Origin of the sequence: Iningainema tapete BLCC-T55 (assembly GCF_014698965.1) — a bacterium.
Lineage (GTDB): Bacteria > Cyanobacteriota > Cyanobacteriia > Cyanobacteriales > Nostocaceae > Iningainema > Iningainema tapete.
In genome coordinates this window covers 13,821-39,080 of the sequence record NZ_JACXAE010000048.1, presented here as the reverse complement: position 1 = coordinate 39,080, position 25,260 = coordinate 13,821, and the positions used below count along the sequence as shown (strand labels likewise).

The window sequence follows — 25,260 nt, the reverse complement described above, 5'->3', positions numbered from 1 at the left end:
TAGTCCTAATAATCGATGAAATACCATATTGGCGGTAGTTTAAGCAGTGATGCTCCCAGCTATGTGGAGCGAGATGCGGACGTAGAACTGTATGAGGCATTAAAGCGGGGAGAATTTTGCTACGCCCTTAACTCCAGGCAAATGGGTAAATCGTCACTGCTGGTAAGAACTCGCTTACGCATGCAACAAGACGGGTTTAAATGTACCACAGTTGATCTGACTCAGATTGGCAGTGAACACATTACTCCAACTCAGTGGTACAAGGGAGTTGCAGCAGATATATGGATAGGTTTCGATCTTTTAGGAAAAATTAATTTAAAGAACTGGTGGGAACAGCACTCCGATCTCTCTTTACTTCAAAGATTGAGTCGGTTTATTGCTCTTGTATTAAGTCAATTTCCTGACGAAAAACTGTTTATATTGATTGATGAAGTTGATAGTATTCTCGGTTTAGATTTCCCAGTAGATGACTTTTTTGCGCTGATTCGTTTTTGCTATAACCAACGGGCAATTGACCCTAAGTATAACCGCGTTACTTTTGCCATATTTGGGGTGGCAACGCCATCAGATTTAATTGCTGATAAAATGCGCACGCCGTTTAATATTGGCAAAGCAATAGAAATTCGGGGTTTTCAATTGAGTGAAGCCCTAATCTTGGCAAAAGGTTTACAAATAAAACAAGGCAACGAACAAACATTATTACAAGAGATATTAGCTTGGACGGGGGGGCAACCATTTCTGACTCAAAAACTTTGTCAGTTGGTGCAAAATTATAGTAAAGAAGCTATGAGTGGGGTTCTCACTATACCTCCAGGGACAGAGGCATTTTGGGTGGAGAGTGTGGTAATGTCACGTTTGATTGAAAATTGGGAATCTCAGGATGAGCCAGAGCATTTGCGGACAATCAGCAATCGCCTCACCAGTCAGAAGCAAAGCCCCAACTGCAGCTTAAGCATCTATCAGCAAATTTTACAAGGTGTGACTGTACTATGTGATGAAAGTCACGAACAGATAGAACTGTTACTTTCTGGGTTGGTGGTGAAACAGCAGGGTATATTGAAGGTAAGAAACCGGATTTATCAAGAAGTATTTAACCTAGAGTGGGTAGAAAAACAACTTGCTTCTGTGCGTCCTTACTCTCAAGCTTTTGATGCTTGGGTAGCTTCAAAGCAGACAGATGAATCGCGACTTTTGCGGGGACAAGCGTTGAGAGATGCGCAAATTTGGTCGAATGGCAAAAGTTTGAGTAACTTGGATTATCAGTTTTTAGCCAAAAGCGAAGAATTAGATCGTCAAGAAGTAGAAATCCGTCTAGAAGCTCAACGAGCAGTTGAAGTAGAAGCCCGACTCCTAGAACAGCAAAAAAGACTGGTTCAAGAGCGAAAAGTTAATGGACTGCTAAAATTTTTCATCTTTGGCATGACGCTCAAGTTTGTGCTTGCTCTGGGATGGGCGGTAACAAGTTTTTCGCAGTACCAAAAAGTCATAGCCAGCAAACAAGATGCGACAAAAAAAGAAATTCAGGCGATCGCATCTCAGTCAGAAGCACTCTTTGCCTCGAATCAAAGATTGGATGCATTAGTAAAAGCCCTGGCGGCACAAAAGAAACTGCAACAACTTGATGGAGTTAATGCAGATATCCACAGCGAGATTTCGTCAGCACTTTTGCCAGCAGTTTATGGAGCAGTTGAGTCCAATCACTTATCAGGGCATAAAGCTGACATTTGGGCATTAGATGTCAGCCCCAACCCCCCAACCCCCCGAATTTCGGGGGGCGAAGGGGGGTTGATTGTTTCTGCATCTGTGGATGGTACAATCAAACTTTGGCATAAAGATGGTCAGCTACTGAGAACTCTAAATGAAGATAGCTTGAAAGTTCGCGCAGTAAAATTTAGTCCTGATGGTCAAATGTTCGCTTCGGGTCATGTTGATGGTACAGTCAAACTTTGGCGAATTGACGGCACTTTACTTACAACTCTCAAAGGAGATATGTCGGCAGTTGTAACTATTGCTTTTAGCAACGATGGCAAGTTCCTCGCCACCGGAAATTACGATAGAACTGTTAAAATTTGGCTTCTCAATAATAACGGCAGATTTGCTCGTCCTTATAAAACTTTGAAAGCATCGGCAATGGTTGTCAGCGTGCTTTTTAGCCCGAACAGTCAAACCATTGCAGCGGCAAGTGGAAAATCCATTAAATTTTGGAATATTAATGGTACAGAGAGATTGACATGGGTGGGACATGGTGCTATAATATATCAAATAGCCTTCAGCCCAGATGGTCAAAGATTAGCTTCGGCAAGCCGAGACAATACTATTAAAATCTGGAACCTCAAGGGAAATCTAGAAAAGACCTTGGAAGGACACAGTGATGGGGTGTTGGCAGTAGCTTTTAGCAAAGATGGTCAAAAAATAGTCTCAGGAAGTGCAGACAAAACCATTAAACTCTGGAACATCAACGGCACAGAGCTTTTGACACTAAGAGGGCATAGATCTTCAGTTCACAGAATTGCCATCAGTCCTGACGGTAGTTTTATTGCTTCAACAGGGATGGAAAACATCGTCAGAATATGGAAACCAGAAAATCAGTTACAGACTACCCTCACCGCCGGAAGTGGATCAATTAGGTCAGTGGCAATCAGTCCCGACAATTTGGCGCTCGCCACTGCCAATCTCGACCAAACAGTCAAACTCTGGCGGCGAGACGGAACATTACTGCGAACACTTCGCGGACATGACGCGCCAGTTTTTGCAGTGGCGTTTAGTCCAACCCCCCCAACCCCCCGAATTTCGGGGGGCGAAGGGGGGTTGATTGCCACAGGAAGCCTCGACCAAACAGTCAAACTGTGGCGCAAAGACGGAACATTACTGCAAACGTTACGCGGACATGACGCTGCTGTTTTTGCCGTGGCGTTTAGTCCAAACCCCCCAACCGAAGGGGGGTTGATTGCTACAGCTTCTGGGGATAATACAGTTAAGCTGTGGAGAGTCAACGATGGTAAACTGCTGACGACTCTTAAAGGACATAGTAGCGTAGTTTGGGGAGTGGCGTTTAGTCCTGATGGTCAAATTATTGCTTCAGCTAGCGAGGACAATACAGTTAAGTTGTGGAAGCGCGGTACGGGTGGGTTTGAAAGTAGTCCATACAAAACTCTCAATGGTAATAAAGCAGGGGCGATCGCAGTCGCTTTTAGTTCTGACGGTAGTACCATTGCTTTAGGAGCAGGAGATAATACAGTTAAGCTATGGAAGCGCAGCGTTCGCACGAGTGAGTTTGAAACTACCCCATACAAAACCCTTACTGGTCATACTAGTACAGTATTGAAAGTGGCGTTGAGTTCTGATGGTAAGTTTATTGCTTCAGCAAGTGGAGACAATACCGTCAAACTTTGGCGCCGAGATGGCACAATGGTGAAAAACTTGATTGGACATAGCGCTGCAGTTCGGGGAGTTGCCATCAGCCCTGACGGTAGTTTTATTGCTTCGGCTGGTGATGACAATACGCTCATTATCTGGAATACCCAGCAGATTCTCAAGCTAGATCCGGTGGCGTATGCTTGTAATTGGGTGCGGGATTACCTGCGGACGAATGTAGATTTGAGCGAGAGCGATCGTTCTGTATGCAAGAAGTAATCAATGATAGTTATGAAACTATCACAAAATTATTTAGTGAGAATCCGGAATATTCCAGATTGAAGTTGTAGTTCTATATAGCTAACCAATTATACTGACAATAACTATACTTAACCAAAGCCATACTGTTTCTTACAGTGTGGCTTTATATTTTCTTGATATGAAAACCTCACGCAAAGACGCAAAGCTTTTTTTCGCGTCTTTGCGTGAGGATCAAAAATAAAGTTTCCTAGCGCCTAAACGATTGCCTGTCTTCTTATGGCATGACTACTATATAATTGTGCATCGCTGACAGAACTCTTAATCAAATTTAATGCAACCTGATGCGCTCTATTACGTAGTCGGGCATTAGCTCCAAACCAGGTAGACTCCAATCGCTCTTGCAGTGATGTTCCTCTGTGATGATCTAACCATTCAGTAACTGCGTTGTATGCATCCCACAGCGTCTTGCCTTTGTTGCCAATTCCACTTTCAAAGTTAGCAAAGAGTTGATGCCAATCTGGATGCAAAGTTGGATTTGGAGTGCGCAAAACCATTCCCATGTAGGTTGCTAAAAGTTCGCTGTTAAGTTCCTGATTTGCCATCGCTTGATACTCTTCGACGCTGCACTGAAACTCCCGCTTTGTTAAATCAACTAGATCCTGAACTCGTGCTAGTTGATCTTGCAAATCTATACTATGAGGTATGCAGATTGCTTTTTTTTGCCATAAATCCCCGAAGCGATTTGCTGCTGCTCCGCTTAATGTGTTCCAGCAGACGACGCGAATGGGGGTGAATTGAATCCACACGGCTGTTGAGCCATCATGAGAATTATGTAACAGTAAGTAAGGACGTACCCAATCATTGGGAAGGATGGCTGCTTCAGTATTCTCAATTCTTGCTAGTACCCAAATTCTCTTACCTTGCTGTAGACTACCTGCTGCTTCCAGGTTGACTTTTCCTTGATTAATTAAGGGATCAAACCATTGGAAGGCTTCAGAGTTTTGCAAGGGTACATAGTCGTGCTTGACTGTTCCTAACAGTTGGCGATCGCGATCGCGAATTAGCTTCTTGCACACAGCCGCCTCTGTTGTACCTTCTCCCAAACGCACTATGGGTTCTTCTATCACCTGCCAGTCTAGCCCTGCTTTAACTATTGCTTGTGCAGTAGTCGGGGGACTATCTAATACTGTGCCTAAACCGTGCCATGCAGCTTTAGCTACAAAAAATCCAGATTCAAATTGGTGTGACATGACCAAACCCTCCTGTGTGAAGAAAAGATTACTCAGAGGCGTTGCTAACTGAATTCTTTTACTTTGACTGGGAATAACATTATATCATATTTATGGTCATATAGCAATCCTAATTTTAGAAAAATGCAAAAAGCATGTGCTATTTTGATTTACAAACACGATTGAGGCTCAGATCCCCGACTTCTTAAAGAAGTCGGGGATCTTGTTGTTTACTTAGTGTCATTTTCGATACAATAATTTACAATATTTCGTCGCTTAAACGAGTATAATAGAGCAGGTTTTTATTATATTGAGAAATTTTTATGCATCGCCGTTACGGAGTTCGTTGGAGCAGACGCTACTTTCTGGCGGCTGCTAGCTTTGTTTTTATGAGTGTATTGGTACGACAGGGAAGTAGCACTCTAGCACATGCTCAATCTCCTTTACATAGTATAGAAAATCAGGTATTACCACCAGTGAATACTGATACAATTGTCGCATCTAATAATAAGTTTGGCTTCAACCTGTTTTTAGAAATCCTCAAAAAAAATAGCGACAACAACATTTTTATTTCACCTTCAAGTGTGGCTCTAGCCCTGGCGATGACTTACAACGGAGCGAGTGGCTCTACCCAAGCAGCAATGGCTCAAACTTTGGAGTTGCAAGGGATAAGTTTGGAGCAAATCAACACCTCTAACAAGGCATTAACAGAGTTGTTAGAAAATCCTGAAGAGTCGGTACAACTAAATATTGCGAACTCGCTGTGGGTGAAACAAAATTTTACTTTAAATCCTGAATTTATTCAGAGAACTCAAGATTTCTACAAAGCAAAAGTAAGTAATCTAGACTTTAACGATCCAACCGCTCCCAGTACAATCAATAACTGGGTAAGTGAAAATACAAACGGGAAGATAAACAAAATTATAGAACAGATTAGCCCCGATGAGCGGCTATTTCTGATCAATGCCATCTACTTCAAAGGTAGTTGGGCAGAGAAATTTGATAAACAACTTTCAGCAGATTACCCATTTTATCTATCCTCTGGCGCAGAAATACAGCATCCCATGATGTCACAATCTGGGGAATATAGGTATTATGAAAACGAACAATTTCAGGCAGTTAGTCTACCTTATGGTGATGGCAGATTGAGCTTTTATATCTTTTTGCCTCAACAAAACTCGAACTTAAAAGACTTTTATCAAAACTTGAATGCGCAAAATTGGGAAAAATGGATGACTCAGTTTAGTAAGAACAAAGGATTCATTCGTTTACCCCGCTTTAAAATGGAGTACAGCGTTACACTTAATGACGCTTTGAAAGCTTTAGGTATGCAAGTAGCTTTTAGCGACAATGCAAATTTTTCTGCGATCGCTGAAGATCTTGCTATTAGCGAAGTTAAGCATAAAACTTTTGTTGAGGTGAATGAAGAAGGTACTGAAGCAGCTGCAGTTACCTCAATAGGCATCAGGGCTACATCGGTAATCATCGAAAAACAGCCGTTTAGGATGATTGTTGATCGCCCCTTTTTCTGTGCTATTCGAGATAATCGGACAAAAACTGTTTTGTTTATGGGTTCAATTGAAAACCCACAGTCACGTTAAATAGCAATCCTAATTGAGTTATGAACCGCCAAGACGCCAAGAACGCCTTCCCTTCGGGACGCGACCCGATCGCGCAGCGTCTCCGACAGGAGAAGAAAAGAAAGATTTGTTTTTACAAATCATTTAGGACTGCTAAATGACGTCTGGCAATTCATCTTCAACTAACCGCAAGCGAGGATATTGGTAAGCGACAAAAGTTACCAGTATCACCAGCACTTCCATCACAATAAATAGTAGACTAATACCACGACCTGGTCCTATGCCAATGATTTGTCCGATGCTTCCGGCTAAGAAACCGTTAGCTGCCATTAAAGGCTCGAAAATTCTGTCGGCTAGAGGCCCTGCAAAAATATAAGCTAAGGGGATACATGACCAACTAATTATATTGATTGTGGCAAAAACTCGACCTTGAATATCGGGAGAAACTTTTCGGAGTAAAATGGCATCGCAATAGCCATTGACGAAAGGCAAGCTGAAGAAAAACAAGAAATTAGCTAGGGCGAAAAGTTCAGCGTTATGGCGTAGTCCAAATGCTAAAATACACAGCTGACTAAGTAACGCGAAACCAAATACGCCACGGATTAAAGGTTTAGGTCCTCCCCAAACACTCATAACTATGCTGCCTAGTAGCATCCCCACGCCACCGATGGACTGAATGATTCCCAAAACAGCAACTGAAGTAAAAGAAAGTACCAGTGGTGTGAACAAGACATCAATCAATCCTAAAACAAAGTTATTGATGGCGAATACAATTAGCAGCACTAAAAGTCCAGGGCGAACGGCAATATAAGTCCAGCCTTCAATCGCCTCACGCCAGAAAGAATTCCGAGTTGGAACACTAGCTTTCTTAGCTTTAGGAAAGCGAACGAGTAATAAAGTTGTCAGGGCAAACAAGAAGGTGATAAAGTCAATTAAAATTACACCAGGAAGCTTGACAATTCCAATCAAGACTCCTGCTAGCAAAGGTGAGATGAGTTGGGCAGTTGCTTCTGCTGACTGAACCATGCCACTGGCGCGAGATAGGAATTCTTTCGGGACTAACAAAGACGTAGAAGCAGTGTAGGCTGGTAATTGAAAGGCTCTAAAGACAGAACTGAAGCCAACCGTTAGATAGAGATGCCAAATTTCTAGATTGCCAGTGGCGAGTAATAGGGCGATCGCTACTGTAGTTAAACCCGAGCCAGAGTCCGAAACAATCATACACCAGCGGCGATTCCAACGGTCTACCAATGTACCAGCAACAGGAGAAATCACTATACCGGGCACCACGGCAAATAGTAAAATCAGAGAGAATTGGGTAACTGAACCAGTGCTTTGGTATACCCACACTCCTAATGCAAAGCTAGTCAAACCCGATCCGGTTAAAGATACCAGTTGTCCGAACCAAACGAGAAGAAAAACACGTATTTTGGGGAACATACGAATCGCATAACTATACTATAGTAGTTAATGGAGATTAGACCGAATTTATGCAACTTTACGCTCTAGGCTGAGCGAAAACACAATTTATAGCGATTTGAAAAAAGAATGTAACACATGGATAAAACCCCTCCCCAACCCTCCCCTTGTTAAGGGGAGGGCAGGGTGGGGTTATCTGTCTTAAAATTCAGAAAGCTTAGTTTCGGGATATTCAACAAGCTTCTGTAGAATTTCCTGATAATAATTAAACAGGTGTTCTATGGTTTCATGAGTGAACAATTCTGTACTGTACACCAGAGAAATTTCGATGGTTTGAGAATCTTCAGATGGAGAAGAAACAGAAAGTTCTAGAGGAACCTCTTCATCCCACAGTTCACATCTAGGTTGAACGGGTAGAATTTCCCAGTTTGACATCCCTTCCTGTATGGGCGGCTCCATAGTAACGTTTGCCAAGAGAGTAAGTTCTCTTTTGCTTCCCACAGCTTCAACGACTTTTTGTACAGGAACCTCTTTATTATTGATGGCTTCATTAACTGTTTCTTTCACCTGCTCTAAAAGAGTCAGTCCTGTTTGAGAGTTAGAGAGAACTGAGCGCAAAATAACGTCGTTGATAAAACAACCGAGCATTCTTTCCACTTCTGGTGTACTGCGATTACCAGTTGTAGTCACTATGAGAATTTCATTTTGTCCACTCCATTTGAACAAGAGTATTTTTAGAGCAGTAAGGATGATGACGTAGGTGGTAACTCTTTGCGCACGGCTGAGAGTTTCCATTGATGCAACCAGATTTTTGGGCAGAACGAAAGAATAGAAAGATGCTTGTCTGCTGTCGGTAGTAGGTTGTAGCTGCTTAGAAAGTGAGACATCTTGTGGATTATCCGTCAGTTTTTGCAGCCAATAATGTAGTTGCTTTTCTAGTACTTCTTCGTTCAACCGCTTTTGCTCCCAGAGAGTAAAGTCTGCGTACTGGAGTAGTACTTCGGGTAGCGGTTTTAGTGCAGTGGCTCCCTCTGAGCTAGATTCAACAGAGAAAGCGCTCACTAAGGTTTCTAACTCCTGGAGAAAGATGCCGATTGACCAACCATCTGTTATAATATGGTGCATCGGTATTAACAACCAATGTTCTAGGGGAGATAACCGCAGCAAGGTTGTCTTGATTAAAGGACCATTCGCTAGATCAAAGTGGTACTCGAATTCTTCAGCAACAATTCTTTGCGCACAAGCTTCTCTCTCAGTAGCAGGTAGATCTTGTAAGTCTACTATCTTTAACGGTAGGGTTAAGGATGGGGCAATGACTTGCATAGGTTGACCGTTTTGGACGGTAAAGGTAGTACGTAAAATTTCGTGACGACGGATAATCTCATTGATGCTCTTCTCTACCACCTCTGGAGAAAGTTCGCCTTTGAAACGTAGAGGAACACCACTGTTGCAGATGGAGCTATCAGGATTTAATTGCTCTAAATACCATATATACTCTTGAGCAAAAGATAGAGGTATGTGCGTATCTCGCGTTGTGGGTACAAGTGGAGGTAGGGCAGTTATACTATCAATGAACCCAGAACTAGCAGTTTCTATCACCTGGCTTAATGAAGCGATGGTGGGTGCTTCAAATAGATGGCGCAGGGGAAGTTCGATCGCAAAGACTTCCTGAATGCGAGACATAACAGAGGTGACTAGGAGCGAATGTCCTCCCAAGGAAAAGAAGTTGTCTTCAACGCCCACTTGCTCAATTTTCAGTACCTCAGCCCAAATGTCCGCTAGCATTTCCTCAGTTGCAGTGCGAGGGGCGACAAAAGATTGTTCTAGTTCTTTTTGCAAGTCGGGTGCAGGTAATGCGCGACGATCTATTTTACCATTGGGTGTCAGCGGTAGTGCTTCTAACATAACAAAAGCACTCGGTATCATGTAATCAGGTATTTGCGCTTTGAGGAAGCGGCGCAAGTCATTTGTTGTCAGTGTTCCTTGCTGATGTGGGACGATATAAGCTACTAATTGTTTGTCCCCGGCAATGTTGTCTCTGGCGATCGCCACAGCTTCTCTCACCCCAGAATGCTGACTTAGTAACGCTTCAATTTCTCCTAATTCGATCCGGAAGCCCCGTATTTTTACTTGGTTATCAATGCGTCCGAGGAATTCAATGTTACCGTCTGGTAAATAACGTGCCAAATCCCCAGTTTTATAGAGACGTTCAAAATTAGAGGATTCTCCTCTGCTCCCCTGCCCCTCTGCTCCCCCGCCTCTTCCGAAGGGATTGGGAATAAATTTCGCTTCAGTTAAATCAGGTCGGTTGAGATATCCCCGTGCTAATCCTACACTACTAATGTACAACTCCCCAGGAATACCAATGGGTTGGGGTTGGAGATTGCGATCGAGAATATAGATTTGGGTATTGTCAAGTGGACGACCAATTGGCAACACTTCCATACCTTCAAAGCATTGTGCAACTGTAGCACAAACAGTGGATTCAGTTGGTCCGTAAGCATTAAAGAAACGACGTTGCTTTGCCCATTGCGTAACCAAAGAAGGAGGACAAGGCTCTCCGCCAACAACGATCGCCTGCAAAGCTGGTAACTCTTGCATCGGTAGAGCAGCAAGTGCTGACGGTACTAAAGTCAGATGAGTAATCTCCTGCTTCTGTAACAGTCGCACTAAAGGTTGTCCTGGTTGCAATTCCTCCCTCGTTCCTAAACAAAGTGTAGCTCCCGCACAAATAGCCGTAAAAATTTCCCCAACTGCGGCATCAAAACTAAAAGAAATAAACTGGAGAAGGCGACTGTCTGGCTGCACATCAAACCGCTTGATTTGTGCCTGCGCTAAGTTGCATAATCCTTGGTGAGCGACAAGAACTCCTTTCGGCTTTCCGGTTGAGCCGGAAGTATAAATCACATAAGCTAAGTTCTCAGATGTCACATCAGTGATGGGAGGAAGTTCGGGCATTGCTGAGATTTCTTCCCAATCAGCATCCAAGCAGACAACCTTTGCTTGATGTGGTAAAGAGTCAACTAGTTTTTGTTGAGTTAGTAAAACTGGCAGTTGTGAATCATCAAGCATATAAGCGATGCGCTCAGAAGGGTAGGCGGGATCGATGGGAACATAAGCACCACCCGCTTTGAGTATACCTAAAAGTCCGATAATCATCTCAAAGGAACGTTCTACACAGATGCCTACCAAAACATCTGGTTCTACACCCAGAGAGCGCAGGTAGTGTGCCAACTGATTTGCTCTGGCGTTCAATTCTCGATAAGTCAGTTGTTCGTTTTCAAATACCACTGCCACTGAGTCAGGCGCTCTCTCAACTTGCTCTTCAAATAACTGATGGATACATTTATCTTGAGCATAATCTTTAGTAGTGTTATTCCACTCCACTAATAACTGTCGCTCTACTTCTGTCAACAACGGCAACTCGGAAATTAGCGTTTGCGGATTAGCAACAATTCCTTCTAATAGAGTCTGGAAATGCTCAATCATGCGAGAAATTGTACTATCCTCGAACAAATCAGTACTGTACTCAATCCTGCCAATAATACCTTCTGGTCTTTCATCTAATTCCATAGTCAGATCGAACTTAGCCGTACCAGTATCCACATCCAACTGACTCATGTGCCAACCAGAATCAAGGGCAGGCATCTGAGGTTCGAGAACAAAGGAAACCTGGAACAGGGGGTTACGACTCAAAGATCTTTCTGGTTGCAGTATTTGCACTAGCTGTTCAAATGGCAAGTCACGGTGAGCGTCTGCTTCTAAAGTAACTTCCCGTACCCGCTCTAATAGCTGTTGGAAACTGATATTTCCCGATAAATCTGTACGCAGCACGAGAGTGTTGAGGAAAAACCCAAGCGTTCCTTCAAGTTCAGGTCGATTGCGGCTGCCGATTACAGTACCTACAGGAATGTCATCAGATCCTGTGTAGCGGTACAGCAATGTTTTGAATGCTGCTAACAGCGTCATAAAAAGCGTCACGCCTTCACGCCGTGAGAGTGCCAATAACTCGTCGCTCAAGTTTCTTGATAGCGCTAGACACTGACGAGATCCGGCATAGGATTGGCGTTGTGGGCGGGATGTGGGCAATTCTAGCACGGGCAGGTCAGCTAGCTGCTGCTTCCAGTAAGCAATTTGTGGTTCCAGTACCTCTGATTGCAGACATTGACGTTGCCACACAGCAAAGTCTGCATACTGAATCGGGACTTCTTTTAGCGGTGAGGGTTTGCCAGCACAAAAGGCTTGATAAAGGGTTTGCAGTTCGGGAAGGAAAATACTAAAAGAGGAAACGCCATCGTCTATAATGTGGTGTGAGGTCAGGAATAACCTGTAATCTGTTTCGTCTAACTGCATTAAAGTAGTTCGCAACAATGGTCCTGTGGTGAGATCGAATCTTTGCCGCGCTTCAAGTGTTGCCAGTCGCAAAGCTTCAACCTCTCGCTCTGAAGTTGCAAGCGATCGCAGGTCTACTACTGGAAGTGGTATGGTCAAGGATGGAGCGATCACTTGCATTGGTTGCCCATCAATGGTATAATATGTCGTCCTTAGTATTTCGTGACGCTGGACAATTTCATTCAGAGCTTTTTCCAGGGCTGCTACGTTAACATTCTCCGGCAGCCGAATAGTTGAAGGTTCGTTATAAACAGGAATATTCGACACAAGTTGATCGACTAACCACATCTGTTCTTGCCCAAAAGATAAAGGCAGGTTCTGGGTTCGCTCAACGGGTTGGATGGGTGGAAGCAATTTGGGATTTTGTTGTTGAGTCTCTACATACTGTGCCAGTTCAATTACTGTAGGCGCTTCAAACAGAGAGCGCAGAGGAAACTCTACCCCCAATATGTCGCGCATACGAGAAATAACCTGGATGGCAAGCAAAGAATGTCCGCCTAATTCCAAGAAGTTGTCGTGAATGCCAACTCGTTCGACTTTCAGCACTTCAACCCAAATTCCCGCCAGCACCTCTTCAATAAGAGTGCGAGGAGCGACAAAAGATTGTTCTAGTTCGAGACGTATTTCTGGTGCTGGCAATGATTTGCGATCTACTTTACCATTGGGTGTGATGGGCAAGGACTCCAGGACAACAAAAGCACTTGGCACCATGTACTCTGGCAGTTGCTCTTTTAAGAAACGGCGCAAATCACTATTTGTGAGTGCTGCTTGTTGATGCGGGACAACATAAGCCACTAATTGCTTACCACCTGCAATGTTTTCTCTGGCAATCACCACAGTTTCCCTGACATCAGGATGTTGGCTTAGTACCGCTTCAATTTCTCCAAGTTCGATCCGGAAGCCCCGTATTTTTACTTGGTGATCGATGCGACCAAGAAATTCGATGTTTCCATCTGGTAAATAACGAACTAAGTCTCCGGTTTTATAGAGGCGAGAACCGGGTTGATTACAAAAGGGATTGGGAATAAACTTTTCATCAGTTAAATCGGGTCGGTTAAGGTAGCCTCTTGCTAGTCCATCTCCACCAATGTATAATTCTCCGGGAACGCCTATAGGTACAGGTTGTTGATACCGATCTAATATGTAGGTTTGAAGATTGTAAATCGGACGACCAATCAGTGCTGATGTTTTAGCTGCTGATAAATCGTAAATTGTTGCTCCTATAGTAGCTTCTGTGGGACCGTAATTGTTCACCAAACGTACTTGCCCGACACACTCCTGCCAAGTTTTCCATCGTTCGGTTAAGGCTTTTTCCCCGCCAATAATTACCAAACGTAATGATGGAGGAAGAGCAAACTTTTCTTGACTTAAGAAAACGGTGAGTTCGTGCCAATATGCTGTTGGTATTGCCAGGACGGTGATTTTTTCCTCAATGCATTTGTGGCAAAATATACTAATAGAATCTAGCATGGCATCAGTACGCAAAACAAGCATTGCACCAGATGTCAAGGTGGTATAGATTTCTTCTGCACTCACATCAAAACTAATTGAGGAGAATTGTAAAAAACGATCGCACTTGTCGATCTCATAAAGAGCGATCGCCGCTGTTGTATAATTTACTAGCGACTTGTGTTGAATTAAAACTCCTTTGGGTTTTCCGGTAGACCCTGATGTGTAGATAACGTAAGCAAGGTTTTCTGGCTTCACTTCAGTTGAAGGATTATCTTCGCTGTGGAAAGAAATTTTTTCCCAGTTAGAGTCTATGCAGACAACAGATGTAGAATTTGTCAACAGCTTCTCAACCAACTTCGACTGGGTAAGCAGCACTGACGCCGAACTATCTTCGAGCATCAAGGCTAAGCGATCGGGCGGATAAGTGGGATCGAGGGGAACGTAAGCACCGCCTGCTTTAAGGATACCGAAAAGACCGATTAGCATTTCTAGAGAGCGCTCTACACAAATACCAACTAACACTTCTGGTCCTACACCTAAGTTTTGCAGGTAATGTGCTAGTTGATTCGCTTTTGCATTCAGTTCTCGATAGGTGAGTTGTTCCTCTCCAAACACTACCGCTATGGCGTCGGGCGATCGCTCCACCTGTTCCTCAAACAACTGATGGATACATTTATCCTGGGGATACTCAGCTTGGGTGTTGTTCCAATCAAAGAGTAACTGATGGCGTTCGGGTTGAGTCAATAGCGGCAGTTGAGAAATCTCCTGTTCTGGATTGGTGGCGATCGCTTCTAGTAAAGTTTGGAAATGTCCGATCGTGCGAGCGATGGTAGCATCATTAAACAGGTCGCTGTTATATTCCCACGATCCCATTAATCCCGTTGTTGTCTCCCACATTGATAGACTTAAATCAAACTGAGGCGTACCCTGTTTCACCTGTGGAGTCATATCCAGCGTGGAATCCTGTAGAACAAACATTACTTGACACAGAGGATGGTAGCTGGGAGATGGTTCTAGTTGTAAAGCTTCTACCACTTGCTCAAAAGGAACATCTTGATGTGCGTGGGCATCTAAGACAACATATTGCACTTGGTTAAGAAAATCCGAGAAAGTAGAATTCTCTTTAATTTGATTACGCAACACTAAAGTATTAACAAAAAAGCCATCTTTATAGTTAGTAAACGGGGAACCAATACAAATATCATCCTGACCGCTGTAACGATGGAGTAAGACCGCAAAAGTTGCCAGCAATATCTCAAACAAACTAGTTTTTGATTGTTGGCTCAAGATTTTGAGTTGTGCAGTTAAATTTGAGTTGAGTTTAAATTCTTGAATCGCACTAGAGAAAGTTTGAATCGGCGGACGAGGATAATCTGTTGGTAATTCCAATAGCGGCATTGCTGAAGCTAACTGTTGTTTCCAGTAATCGAGCTGCCGTTCTTGCAATTCTTGCTTATCTGTATAGTTATGAAGAGATTGTCCTGGTTGTTGGACAACTGAGATTTTGGTTTGGTTAAAAGATGAAATCATGGAATTTAGTTGAGTAGTAAAATTTGACAGGCGGCATTAAGCCACCTGTTTTTATAAAGGAAATACCCTTGATGTTTGACGGTAGAGACGTTACATGTAACGTCTCTACTTGATTTATTGAGCGCAAGTAAATCAAGGATGCATTTGAATCCCGTACCACTGATACTGCGTAAATTGTTTGAGAACAAATTAGCAAGTAATTACGGCACAATGATTGTGAAGGCAATTCCGTCTGCCTGTACAAACCTGTTAAATGGGTTCGGACTGGGATTGTTGCGATCGTATCGGAATGTTAGGACAGCAATGTTACCGCTTGGACAACCAGAACCGCTAGATCGGTACTGAACTAAATTGTCATTACCTAAAGACTTTGACCAGTCAACCGACACAATCGGCACAATGCTATTGACGTTAATGCCTGCATTTGGCTGAATGCAGAAAAGACCAGTAGCGGGACTAGTGATCGACGCTACGCCCTTGCTACGAACAACAGAGCCTCCACCGATATTGCCATCGATGAAAGCAGCTAGACGGACTCCGGGAGCATCAGCTCCGCCTATGGCATTAGCACGAGTGAGTTCAGTATCTTCAGGATCGTTAGTCTGTTGGGTTCGGGAATTTTGGGCACTGGCAGAGTTGAAGGTACAAAGGGTACTAACAAGTACAGAAGCCAGAGCGATCGCACTTAACTGTTTGTTCATTTTTTTATCTCTCGATTAGTTTGTTTATCAAGCACTGAGTCGTTAGTCATGATAGGCTAGTACTTGATTTGTTGGATTGGCGATTGCACCATCACGTTCACACATTGCCAAAAGTCGCAAGTGGTAAATGCAACCATAGTCAGCTTTCCACTTTTCTGTCAGCTGCATAGCGGGTTGAGGTTGAGATGGTGGATCGTTTTGAAGTATCTCAAACCAAGTATTTTTACTGGGCTTGTGCCTTCTAATGTTCTTTAACGACCAAGGTTTAAAGTATATGCAGTTTTCCCTGATTAACTAACAAAAAGTTTCGCGTAGGTTGAGGAGCCAGCGCAAATGACGGCTTTCCTACTGTCGGGCGCGTAGACTCGTTTCATGGCGAAAAGAGTACTCGATCGAGGACTAGGCGTGATGAGTTGCCATTCCTAGTATAGGAATAGATTTCATGTAAAGCGCCACTAACAGGATTGATTCATGAGTAACTCACAACAGTACATCGTTGGCTTGGTGATGTATCCCGGCATGACCACACTAGATATCGTAGGACCCCAAGCTGTGTTTAATGCGCTTCCCGGCATCAAGCTCCATCGCATTTGGAAAGCGCTCTTACCGATTGAAGCGGACGACGGCATGGTTGTTGTTCCAGATACAACCTTTGCAGATTGCCCACCCTTGGACGTGATCTGTATCGGTGGCGGCTTGAAACAGATGGCAGTCGAAGACGATCCAGAAGTGCTTGAATTTCTCAAGAAACAGGGGAGCACCGCCAAGTTCATCACTTCTGTGTGTGGCGGATCTATGTTTCTTGCAAAGGCAGGATTGTTGCAAGGTTATCGCGCCGCGACGCATTGGGCAATGCGCGAAGAACTCGCCAAGTTGGGCGTTGAGGTTGGAACCGAGCGAGTCGTGATTGATGGCAATCGTATGTCGGGGGGAGGGGTGACGGCAGGAATTGATTTTGGTCTGAAGATCGCTGAAACGCTTCGGGGTGAAGAAGCTGCCAAAATTGCTCAACTCTTGATCGAGTACAATCCTGCGCCACCGTTTGATGCGGGTTCACCCGAAAAAGCGGGACCTGAGTTAGTGCAGAAGGCGATGTCGTTTGTTGCGGAACATTTGGGGTTAGATCAAAACCCGTTACTTTCACAAGAACCGCCTTTATAGAGCGCTTTGAGCGCGGCTCTTGTGATAATAACTTGTCCTAACTCAATTGCGTAAGTAACAAGGCATAAATAATTAGAAGTTTGTAGTAAGCGCTACTCTTCGAGAAGCCGCTCCGCGTCTACAGCGCTTAAAATCTTTGCCCAGAGCGCTAAAGCGCTTACTACGAAAGTAAAAGTGTATTTTATATTTAATTTCACCTACTTACTTAGTGTCATATAGGCAGTCCGACATGCTGACAAACACAGAAATAGATCGTGCTTAATTTGATACTGTTGCTTTTGTACAACAATCAGTAACAGGAAGTGAGACAACTTGTTTTAAGTTAGCTTGTTCTAGCAACTGAGTCCAAGCTGAGGTGACATCTTTTTCCTTATTGTTACGTATATTTACTGCCAAAACAGTTAAAGCATCAAACCAAATACCATTTTGAGCGTAAACATTTGCTTGCTCGATGGGAGTTTTAGCATTAGCTAATTGATTTTTCAAAGTAGTAGATATAGTAGCTCTTTGAATGCTACCTCTAACATTTCCTGGTCGGTCTTCTATTGTTTTAAAATCGCAGTAAATAGAAAAAGACCACTTGTAGGTTTTGCCAGTTTGTAAAGGTGGTATTTGCTGAGGTATGGCAATGCTAATTATACCTTTTGGAGTATTAATATTCTCTAATCTATTTTTATAAACTTCTTTACCCTGGTTATCTTTTAAAACAAATTCAACAGCATCTTTTGTTGTCAAATTTCTAGGTAAACTGAACCAAAATTGAGGTCTTTCGGCTACTGTTAACCCCCACAACAAATCACCATTATTTGTCTTAGTTGAAGGCACAAGTGCTGTTGGTTCGCAGCCTCTTCCGGCTCCTCCTTGTGCTCTTCCTGTCGGTTCCCCACGAGTTGGTGGAGGTGGAGGTGGGGGCGGAGGTGGCTGAAATTTTATTGATGCTAGGGTTAAGTTTGGGTTTTCGACGATTCTCTGTTCTCCATAACCGATCGCACAACTCATGCAGAGTGCAAAGATTACGGTAGTATTAAATATTTGCGGAGTAATTTTGCTTTTTAGTTCTGTGTTTTTCATTTTATCTGCTCCAACTGGTTTTGTCTTAACAATAAAATTACAACCGTACCATTAGTTAACAATAAAGAGATAGCAGATGGTACTAAAGGTATCCAACCGCCAGAATTAACTAATAGCCAACACGATCCATAAAGGATGATGACTGATATAATTACCACTGTACCGATAATTTTTAACCGGGAAAATCGCCAAGCAATAAATCCTCCCAGCACTGCCCAGCAAGCAATCCAAGCAAATTCTTTCTCACCGGACAAAACCCATAATAAAGGTCTTTTATCTAAAACATGGCTGAGAATTTGGCTAACCATATGTGCATGAACTAACACCCCAGGAAGTTTATTGGAGGAACCTGCACCATAGGGTGTTGCCCAATAATCTCCAGCGCTCTTGTCTACGATGCCTATCAATATAATTCGATTTTGGATGGCGAGGGGATTTACTTTGTCGTCAAGTATATCTCGTAGAGTTACTCTTTGAGCTACCATTTGGGGGTCGGTCATTGCCCGATAGTTTAATAATACCTGAGAGCCTGCCGCATCTACGCTTTGATATCCACCCGTGCGATTGCCTATGGATGGAAATATATTTTTACCTAGTTTTAAATTAGCTTCTGGTGTAAATTCTGGCAAGATATTTTTTGCCTGAAGATATCGAAACGCCAACTGAGTACTAAGTGCATAGGCTGCTGTACAACGAGATGTAGTACTTGGTGTCATAAATAACAAGTGACGACGCACAGCACCATCGTAATCTTGAACAAAATCGCTAAATCCTAACTGTGTCTGTGGGATTTCCGGTGATGGTAAAGTACCTGTAGGGTCATCTTTAATGTCAGGACGCTTGCAGATCCCAATTAAAGACTTACTCTGCCGTAATTGAAGAGCTAATTCCGGTTTGCGACTAGGATAATCGCGGTAAATATCTAAGCCAATGGCTAGAGGTTGATGTTTTTCGAGTTTTTGTAATAATTTACTAAGGGTAGTGTCGGATAGGGAACCAAAGCGTGGTTCTAAATCTTGGGATTGAATATCTTCAGAGGTTACAGTTACAATCAAAAGACGATCATCGGGTTTTTCGTGAATGCGCGATCGCATTAACATATCAAATGCCGATAATTCAATGGGAGAGAGCAACCCTAAAAATCTAATTCCTGCTACTAACAAAGTATTGACTAAACTACATAAAAGAATTGAACGTAATTGTTGACGATTTGGTAATAATTTAAGCGGATTTTTCTGTTCGTATAAATCCTGCCAAGTAAAAGGGATTTCCGCAGGATTTTGACAAATGACAGGTAGCCAAGTCGCACAAGGAAATTCTGCTTCTAATCCTTGTAACTTTTCTCGTGCTTCCCGTACCGAGAGATAAAGAGATTTTCCTGTCGCAAAACTAGCTAGAAAATGTTTGAGAAATTCCTGTGCCACTTTATCAGGAATTGGTTCCCGCATCACAATGACTTGGGGTAAATGTAAATCTGCTAAATCCCTTGCTAATCCTAATCCGTCACAAGAATTAAAAATTGCTAATTTTAAACCATGAGATATCGCTTTTTTTAAAGCATATTTTAATTGCTCAATTGTTAAACTTTCTTCTGCATTTATTTGAATGCATCCCTTCCCCTGGCTCGAACTATGTCCGGCGAAAAATAAAATATCCCATTCCGATTTCCAAAGTTGCTCGTTAAGCTCTGAGGATTTTGGTTCAATTAAAAATGTAATATCTGAATCAGGAAGCTGTTGTAATATTTGCCGATCTTGATTAATATCAATCCCACTACTATTACCTAAAATACTTAATATTTTAATTTTCTTGACTCTTTTCTTATTTTCTTTTAAAGAACGTGTATATTCAGGAGGACTCAAGGAAATTTCTACTTTGGGATAATCAGATAAAAAATCCCATAAACACCAAGGTAATTTGAGAGTTTTCCCATCTTGTGTTACAATGATTAAACGAAATTCATCTTTTGGTGTGAGATAAGTTCTTAATTTACGTTCAATTGCTAAAAATGAATGTGAACTTAACCAGCAATTCAATTGAGTTTGTAAATTTTGAGAAACTTCTTGAAATTCGCTATAGGAAACATGAGAAATTTCATCATCCTCCTCATCAATTTCAAACTCTGGATGTGCTGTACTTTTTCGCCAAGCTAAATTATTATATAAAGCTTCATATAATAACTGCCAACGTTGATAAATTCCATCCAGGCTGGGAATTGCTGGTAAACTTCCGGTAAATTGCATTGGGGTAAGTTCTTCAGATTCCCAAAATTGGGCTGTTACCGTAGGAAAGCCTTGCTGTAAATCTCCTTTTCCTAGATTTAGAACGACAAGTCTATGCATTTTAGATTTCTCTTTAACTTCTCATAAATTAAATCGAAAAATCTTCGCTCATGACAAAATTATCAATTTCAATTTGAATTCTAAATTGAGTACCAGCGGGACTTTTAAATCGTTTTAATTGAATGATGTTATCTTGTAAACGCGATTGAACTGATTGAATAATTTGTCCTGAAGAAGATAGTAGTTTAAGATGAGTTGCTCTTGGTAAATATTCTTCTTGACTGCGGCTACGTAATTGAATGCGAATGCTAGTTCTGCCGTCTGTTTCTGTATCTAATCCTACTAATAAGAAGCCTTCACAATTGGGTAAAATTAGGGATTTTGCTCTGATGATACTTGTATCTTTTTCTTCTTCTATCTTCCTAAAACTAAAACTGACACTATTGCCAAATAAACTTTCTAAAGATTGCCAGCTATCTTCAAAGGTATTTTGCAGCCACTGTTTGAGATTGACAGCTATCTGACTTGGAACAAGACTACTTTGTAATTCTCCTTGACGTAATTGATATAGTCTTTGCCGCCAAACATCATTACTTACTAATTCTCCCCATAAGGAAAAAGGTAATTCTAATCTGGGTTGAATAATCACTGGATTTGCTAATCTAGATAATAAATTTTCTGCCTGGGTTGCGGATACAGGGGATAGGCTAGTCAGAGAAGCTTGGGTTTCTTCGTCAGGATTGAGTTGCCTTACTACCCACAGTACATTTAAATCTTGAATTATTTCCACAGCATCAAGGCTATATGTTCTGCTGTTAGAGTTATAAGTAGCTGATGTTTTAATTTGTTTATGGGTTGTATATCCCCAGACTCGCATCCATAGTTCATCTGGATTGATTTGAATTGCTAAATAATAATCTCCCGCTAATTTGGGAATATCTATCCATTCTTGGGGTATTTCATATTCACTATTATCAAAAGATTTTTCTGGTATCAAAATCAAACGTTTATTTCCCCAGGTTAAAGCCGTACCATTGACAACAGCCCAAAAGCTAGGTAGTAATCTTTCCTCTAACGAAAGACTTGCTCGTGGTTGATATTCTGCTTGTAGCCAAGGGAGAAAAGTTTGCTGGCAAATTTGATTTAAATATTCATTCCACTGTCCTTTGGCGGTTGGTTGCGATTGGCTTTGCAACCAACATTTTTGCGACAAATCTGAGGAGATTTGAAATTCTAATTGGGTAGGGTTTTCTGCTAGGAAAGTCATGGGATTGGGGATTGGGGATTGGGGATTTTGGATTTTGTCAGTAAAGCACCCATTAATTAGTATCGTTTTGGTGCTAGAGAGCTTTCTCCTCGTTACCATGCTCTGCATGGTAATGCATTACCGGAGGCTCTGCCTCCAACAGCCCTTCAGAGCGTGAGACAGAGTCTCACTGAAGGCATTCCCAGTCAGAGACTGGGAACGAGTTCTGCTCCCTCTGCTCTCATGCCCTACCTACTTAATTAGTATCATTTTGATAATGTGCTTGCAACCATTCCTCCAAAATTGTGTTGATATACTTAACCACGTCTGAGGTTACGGAAATATGCATGGTTTCCTGACTCCAAGTGGTTAGGGTTCGTAATAATGATTCGCGTATTTTAGATAATTTGCGGGAGACTGTGTATTGTTGGACTGCTAATTCTTGAGCAATCTGCTGTTGAGTTAAATTTTTTTGATAATATAATTGTAGTATTTGTTGAGCGGAAGAATCTAGCTTGGCGATCGCAGCTTTTAAAACATCGTTAATTTGATTTTTTTGTTCCAGGCGTACAGCTTGCTCTTCTTGTTGAATCAATTGAGTGAGCAAGGGTTCTCGATATGTATCTACTAATTCATCCTGTAATTCCCCCCCATCGTATCCTGTTTTGGGAGCGTTGAGAGATTTAACAGAAGGATACAAATATTTACGTAATTGGTTTCCACATTCTATTAACCAGCGTTCTATAGTTTCTTTACTACATTCCTTTGTTGGGGAAGAAAGCTGGTGGCGCATTTGGTTATAAGCGGTAGCGATCGCTTCCCATATTGTTGTCGGTGGTGCTACAATTTGCCTTAACTGGGATGATTTGCGCGGTAGATAAATGCTTTCAAAACAAGTCCAAGCAAGCAAATAACTTTCGATAGTTGCTGCATCAAGTCCAGTATTTTGTAGGGATTCCGTCAGCAGTTTCCGACTAACTTTGAGTAACAACGCCCAATTAGTACACAAATTAGTCTCCCGAGTTTGCCGGAGGTAATCTCGAATTATATTACCAAAAGTGATACTCGCATAACCTTTGATGCTACCATTAACATCGGGATTGCAGGATTTGATAATTTTGGGAACAGATGCGATCGCTACTTGAAAAAAGTCTGGCATTTTCTCGTTAGATTCTTGCAACCGTCGCATCATTTTTTGTACAGCCCAGTAACAAGATTCTTGTAGATAAGCAGACATATGTCCTAAAGCAACTGCCGATTTTTCCGATTGTGCTTGTTTGTGCCAATAAATAGCCCAGAAATCCTCAGATACTTGAGCTTCATTCAGGTTATTTAAACAAGCTCTCATACTCCGAAATAGTTTAGCATCAGTTATCCAACTATTAAATTTATCAGCCTCAAATTTTAAAAAAGTAGAAAAAATTTCGGTAATATTTTGACGTGGACGCATAAAAAATTTAAAATAAAATGTTAACATCCATCCTACCAAGGATTTCCAATCAATGTAAATCCAGCCCAATAATAAGGATGGGATAACTCCTGGCTATCAAGATTTGTGACAATTTGCGGAGCTAAAGAGCCACTCCCACGAATTATTGGATTATTTTTCAAACTTACCTGCTGTTTAAGCATAGCAATTTGAGCTTGTCGTAGTGCTTCTGACTTAACTGGATTAGCTTTAAGTTTTTCGTAAAATTGAATCATTAAAGCTAATGTACCACTATCATCAACAGTCCAAAGACTTGCCAAAGCCGCTTTTGCTCCCGACTGTACAGCTAACCCAGCAAACCCCAGTTCGGCTTGAGGATCACCTAATGCAGTACGACAAGCACTCAACACCAATAACTGCACAGTCGGGTTATCTAGTCCCAGAGTTTTAAGTTCATCTAAGCGAATTTGGGTATCCCAAAACTGGATATAAGATTGCTTGACAGAACCAGGAGACAATTCAGCGTGGGTAGCTAAATGTACTATTCCAAAAGGATAAATAGCACGTTCTTTCTTTAGATTTTTGAGAGTAAACTCTTGGTTCAATAAAGATTTTCCTGTCCATTTATTGCTGATAATATTTGATAGCTCTAAGGGAACAGCAGGTAAAGGTTTCAAATTTTTGAATTCTGAAGCTCCCATTGCTAAAACTTGGGTGTCGGTAATATTTATAGGTTGAAAATCTAGGAGATTGAAAGCCGGAATAATTCCTAAACTATATTTCTCTACTAAAAATTTTTCACCGTCGTAAATCGCTGCTAAAGGAACAGTTCTTAACCCACCACCTAAACAAAATATCAGATTATTGATACCTTGCGAGCGTAATTCAGATTCCAAAGGAGCAATCAGCAAATCATATACTTTTTTACCGGAACTCAGATACTCACTGCGCTGAGAATCTGGATTAACAATATCAGTACGGAATTTAGTGACTAAGCTAACTAATACCTCTTTTTTCGCTGCTGGAATACGCTTGTGAATCGGTAATCTATCTGGCGATACCAATATCAACTCGAGGTGATTAGGAGTTGGTACTGCGTAGATTAAAGCACTTTTTTTACCAACTCTCTGGCTAATATTATTGAGAGTTTGACTGATTTTTTTTACTTCAAAAACCTGATTGGAAGGTAGTTTTCTTTGCACATATTCTTCATATTGCTGCTTCCACCCCTGTTCAACGTGTATAACAGCAGAATTAATATCTTGATTGTCAAGGAATTTTTTGACGACTTCTGGCTGAAGACGAGATGAGGGAAGCGTATTAGATTTTACTAGTGGAGTAACTGCTTTGACTTCTTCTTTTTGGGTAAACCTTAGTAGGTTCAGCCCAACTATGAATAAACTGAGTGTTGAAAAAGCCAATAAAATTAGCTTTATTTTGTTCATGTTTGTTCATACATCAGGATTATCGATTATTCCTACACTATCAGCATCCTATTTTCCCGACTACTGTCTAAATTTGCTGTCCCCACGTTCAAATAATAACCCAAATGAGCTTCATTTCACTAGTACAACGCGGATGTAATAAACCAACCATTTCAAATAGGCAAAAGCCTTGATAGATAATACTTTTGAATGCTTGAATGCTTGACTTTTTACTTTCGCGCAGCGGTGCTAGCTCCACCCTTATAGATGTAGGTTGACTTAATATATTGCCGCAGAACCGATAGTTAATTGCTGTACACCGCTTTGTTCGCGCAGCGTCTGAGCTACTGAGAAGTAACAGACAAACCCGTAAGTAGGCAATGCTCACCATATCCAAGTTTTGTGCGGCATAGCCCTACCTACTATAGCAGTCCTAAATAATTCACGAACACTAAGAAACCCGGTTTCTTAAAGAAACCGGGTTTCTGATCGCAAGCGTTTGTAGTGTACAATATAAAACAGTTAAAAAGCTATTTTATTTTTTTATACCAAGTACTACTATAGCGGTTCTCACGGACGTGAGGTACACCGAAAAAGTAATTAACCACAGATAAACACAGATAAACACAGATAAATTTGTACCTGAGTAGACTAGGAAACGCTATTTTAATAAAAGTACTAAAGAGCGCTACTGATATACTTACAGCAAAATTGATAAATATTGAAATT

Annotated in this window: 13 protein-coding genes; 3 read left to right on the top strand and 10 right to left on the bottom strand. The window is 41.8% G+C overall.

Annotation, left to right across the window (positions count from 1 at the left end; genetic code table 11):
* Nucleotides 1-15 precede the first annotated feature (15 nt).
* Nucleotides 16-3,633 carry a WD40 domain-containing protein gene (locus tag ICL16_RS12880; protein ID WP_190828130.1) on the top strand — a complete coding sequence of 1,206 codons (3,618 nt, stop codon included), beginning with the start codon at nt 16-18 and terminating at the stop codon, nt 3,631-3,633.
* 236 nt (nt 3,634-3,869) lie between these two features.
* Here the strand turns inward: ICL16_RS12880 and ICL16_RS12875 are convergent, their stop codons facing one another.
* The gene (locus ICL16_RS12875) at nt 3,870-4,865 is read right to left on the bottom strand and encodes a DUF932 domain-containing protein (protein ID WP_190828128.1); all 996 of its coding nucleotides are present in this window, start codon (nt 4,863-4,865) and stop codon (nt 3,870-3,872) included.
* Between the two features lie 302 nt (nt 4,866-5,167).
* On the opposite strand from ICL16_RS12875, the gene ICL16_RS12870 reads away from it, so the two are divergent.
* Nucleotides 5,168-6,445 (top strand): serpin family protein, encoded by a 1,278-nt coding sequence (locus tag ICL16_RS12870; protein WP_190828126.1) that lies wholly within the window; start codon nt 5,168-5,170, stop codon nt 6,443-6,445.
* Nucleotides 6,446-6,577: 132 nt separating this feature from the next.
* On the opposite strand, the gene ICL16_RS12865 is transcribed toward ICL16_RS12870, so the two are convergent.
* The 4 genes from ICL16_RS12865 to ICL16_RS46785 form a co-directional block, all read right to left on the bottom strand.
* A complete protein-coding gene (locus tag ICL16_RS12865) occupies nt 6,578-7,864 on the bottom strand; it encodes an MFS transporter (protein ID WP_190828124.1) in 1,287 nt (428 codons plus the stop codon).
* 180 nt (nt 7,865-8,044) lie between these two features.
* Entirely contained in the window at nt 8,045-15,217 is a 7,173-nt protein-coding gene (locus ICL16_RS12860) for a non-ribosomal peptide synthetase (protein ID WP_190828122.1), read from the bottom strand.
* 200 nt (nt 15,218-15,417) lie between these two features.
* The gene (locus ICL16_RS12855; protein WP_190828120.1) at nt 15,418-15,918 is read right to left on the bottom strand and encodes a hypothetical protein; all 501 of its coding nucleotides are present in this window, start codon (nt 15,916-15,918) and stop codon (nt 15,418-15,420) included.
* Nucleotides 15,919-15,960: 42 nt separating this feature from the next.
* The gene (locus ICL16_RS46785; RefSeq protein ID WP_273038643.1) at nt 15,961-16,086 is read right to left on the bottom strand and encodes a hypothetical protein; all 126 of its coding nucleotides are present in this window, start codon (nt 16,084-16,086) and stop codon (nt 15,961-15,963) included.
* A 303-nt stretch (nt 16,087-16,389) separates the two neighbouring features.
* Between ICL16_RS46785 and ICL16_RS12850 the strand changes: the two genes are divergently transcribed.
* On the top strand, nt 16,390-17,079 hold the full coding sequence (locus tag ICL16_RS12850) for a DJ-1/PfpI family protein (RefSeq protein ID WP_190828118.1): 690 nt from the start codon (nt 16,390-16,392) through the stop codon (nt 17,077-17,079).
* A gap of 258 nt (nt 17,080-17,337) precedes the next feature.
* Here ICL16_RS12850 and ICL16_RS12845 read toward each other — a convergent pair whose 3' ends face one another.
* From ICL16_RS12845 to ICL16_RS12825, 5 genes are all read right to left on the bottom strand, one after another.
* Complete coding sequence (locus tag ICL16_RS12845) at nt 17,338-18,150, bottom strand: DUF928 domain-containing protein (protein ID WP_238360754.1); 813 nt, start codon at nt 18,148-18,150, stop codon at nt 17,338-17,340.
* Nucleotides 18,147-20,492: a CHASE2 domain-containing protein gene (locus ICL16_RS12840; RefSeq protein ID WP_190828116.1), complete on the bottom strand. Its 2,346-nt coding sequence runs from the start codon at nt 20,490-20,492 to the stop codon at nt 18,147-18,149. Before ICL16_RS12840 ends, ICL16_RS12845 begins: the two co-directional genes overlap by 4 nt.
* Before the next feature lie 28 nt (nt 20,493-20,520).
* Nucleotides 20,521-21,798 carry a DUF1822 family protein gene (locus tag ICL16_RS12835; protein WP_238360753.1) on the bottom strand — a complete coding sequence of 426 codons (1,278 nt, stop codon included), beginning with the start codon at nt 21,796-21,798 and terminating at the stop codon, nt 20,521-20,523.
* Nucleotides 21,799-21,934: 136 nt separating this feature from the next.
* A complete protein-coding gene (locus tag ICL16_RS12830) occupies nt 21,935-23,128 on the bottom strand; it encodes a sigma-70 family RNA polymerase sigma factor (protein ID WP_190828114.1) in 1,194 nt (397 codons plus the stop codon).
* 32 nt (nt 23,129-23,160) lie between these two features.
* Nucleotides 23,161-24,552, bottom strand: a complete 1,392-nt coding sequence (locus ICL16_RS12825) for a CHAT domain-containing protein (RefSeq protein WP_190828112.1) — start codon at nt 24,550-24,552, stop codon at nt 23,161-23,163.
* Nucleotides 24,553-25,260: the final 708 nt, after the last annotated feature.

Excerpts from the sequence above, each read along its gene's own strand:
- ICL16_RS12825 (WP_190828112.1), bottom strand. The coding sequence starts at position 24,552 with ATGAACAAAATAAAGCTAATTTTATTGGCTTTTTCAACACTCAGTTTA.
- ICL16_RS12865 (WP_190828124.1), bottom strand. The coding sequence starts at position 7,864 with ATGTTCCCCAAAATACGTGTTTTTCTTCTCGTTTGGTTCGGACAACTG.
- ICL16_RS12875 (WP_190828128.1), bottom strand. The coding sequence starts at position 4,865 with ATGTCACACCAATTTGAATCTGGATTTTTTGTAGCTAAAGCTGCATGG.
- ICL16_RS12880 (WP_190828130.1), top strand. The coding sequence starts at position 16 with ATGAAATACCATATTGGCGGTAGTTTAAGCAGTGATGCTCCCAGCTAT.
- ICL16_RS12845 (WP_238360754.1), bottom strand. The coding sequence starts at position 18,150 with ATGAAAAACACAGAACTAAAAAGCAAAATTACTCCGCAAATATTTAAT.
- ICL16_RS12860 (WP_190828122.1), bottom strand. The coding sequence starts at position 15,217 with ATGATTTCATCTTTTAACCAAACCAAAATCTCAGTTGTCCAACAACCA.
- ICL16_RS12870 (WP_190828126.1), top strand. The coding sequence starts at position 5,168 with ATGCATCGCCGTTACGGAGTTCGTTGGAGCAGACGCTACTTTCTGGCG.
- ICL16_RS12850 (WP_190828118.1), top strand. The coding sequence starts at position 16,390 with ATGAGTAACTCACAACAGTACATCGTTGGCTTGGTGATGTATCCCGGC.
- ICL16_RS12855 (WP_190828120.1), bottom strand. The coding sequence starts at position 15,918 with ATGAACAAACAGTTAAGTGCGATCGCTCTGGCTTCTGTACTTGTTAGT.
- ICL16_RS12840 (WP_190828116.1), bottom strand. The coding sequence starts at position 20,492 with ATGCATAGACTTGTCGTTCTAAATCTAGGAAAAGGAGATTTACAGCAA.
- ICL16_RS12835 (WP_238360753.1), bottom strand. The coding sequence starts at position 21,798 with ATGGTAACGAGGAGAAAGCTCTCTAGCACCAAAACGATACTAATTAAT.
- ICL16_RS12830 (WP_190828114.1), bottom strand. The coding sequence starts at position 23,128 with ATGCGTCCACGTCAAAATATTACCGAAATTTTTTCTACTTTTTTAAAA.
- ICL16_RS46785 (WP_273038643.1), bottom strand. The coding sequence starts at position 16,086 with ATGCAGCTGACAGAAAAGTGGAAAGCTGACTATGGTTGCATTTACCAC.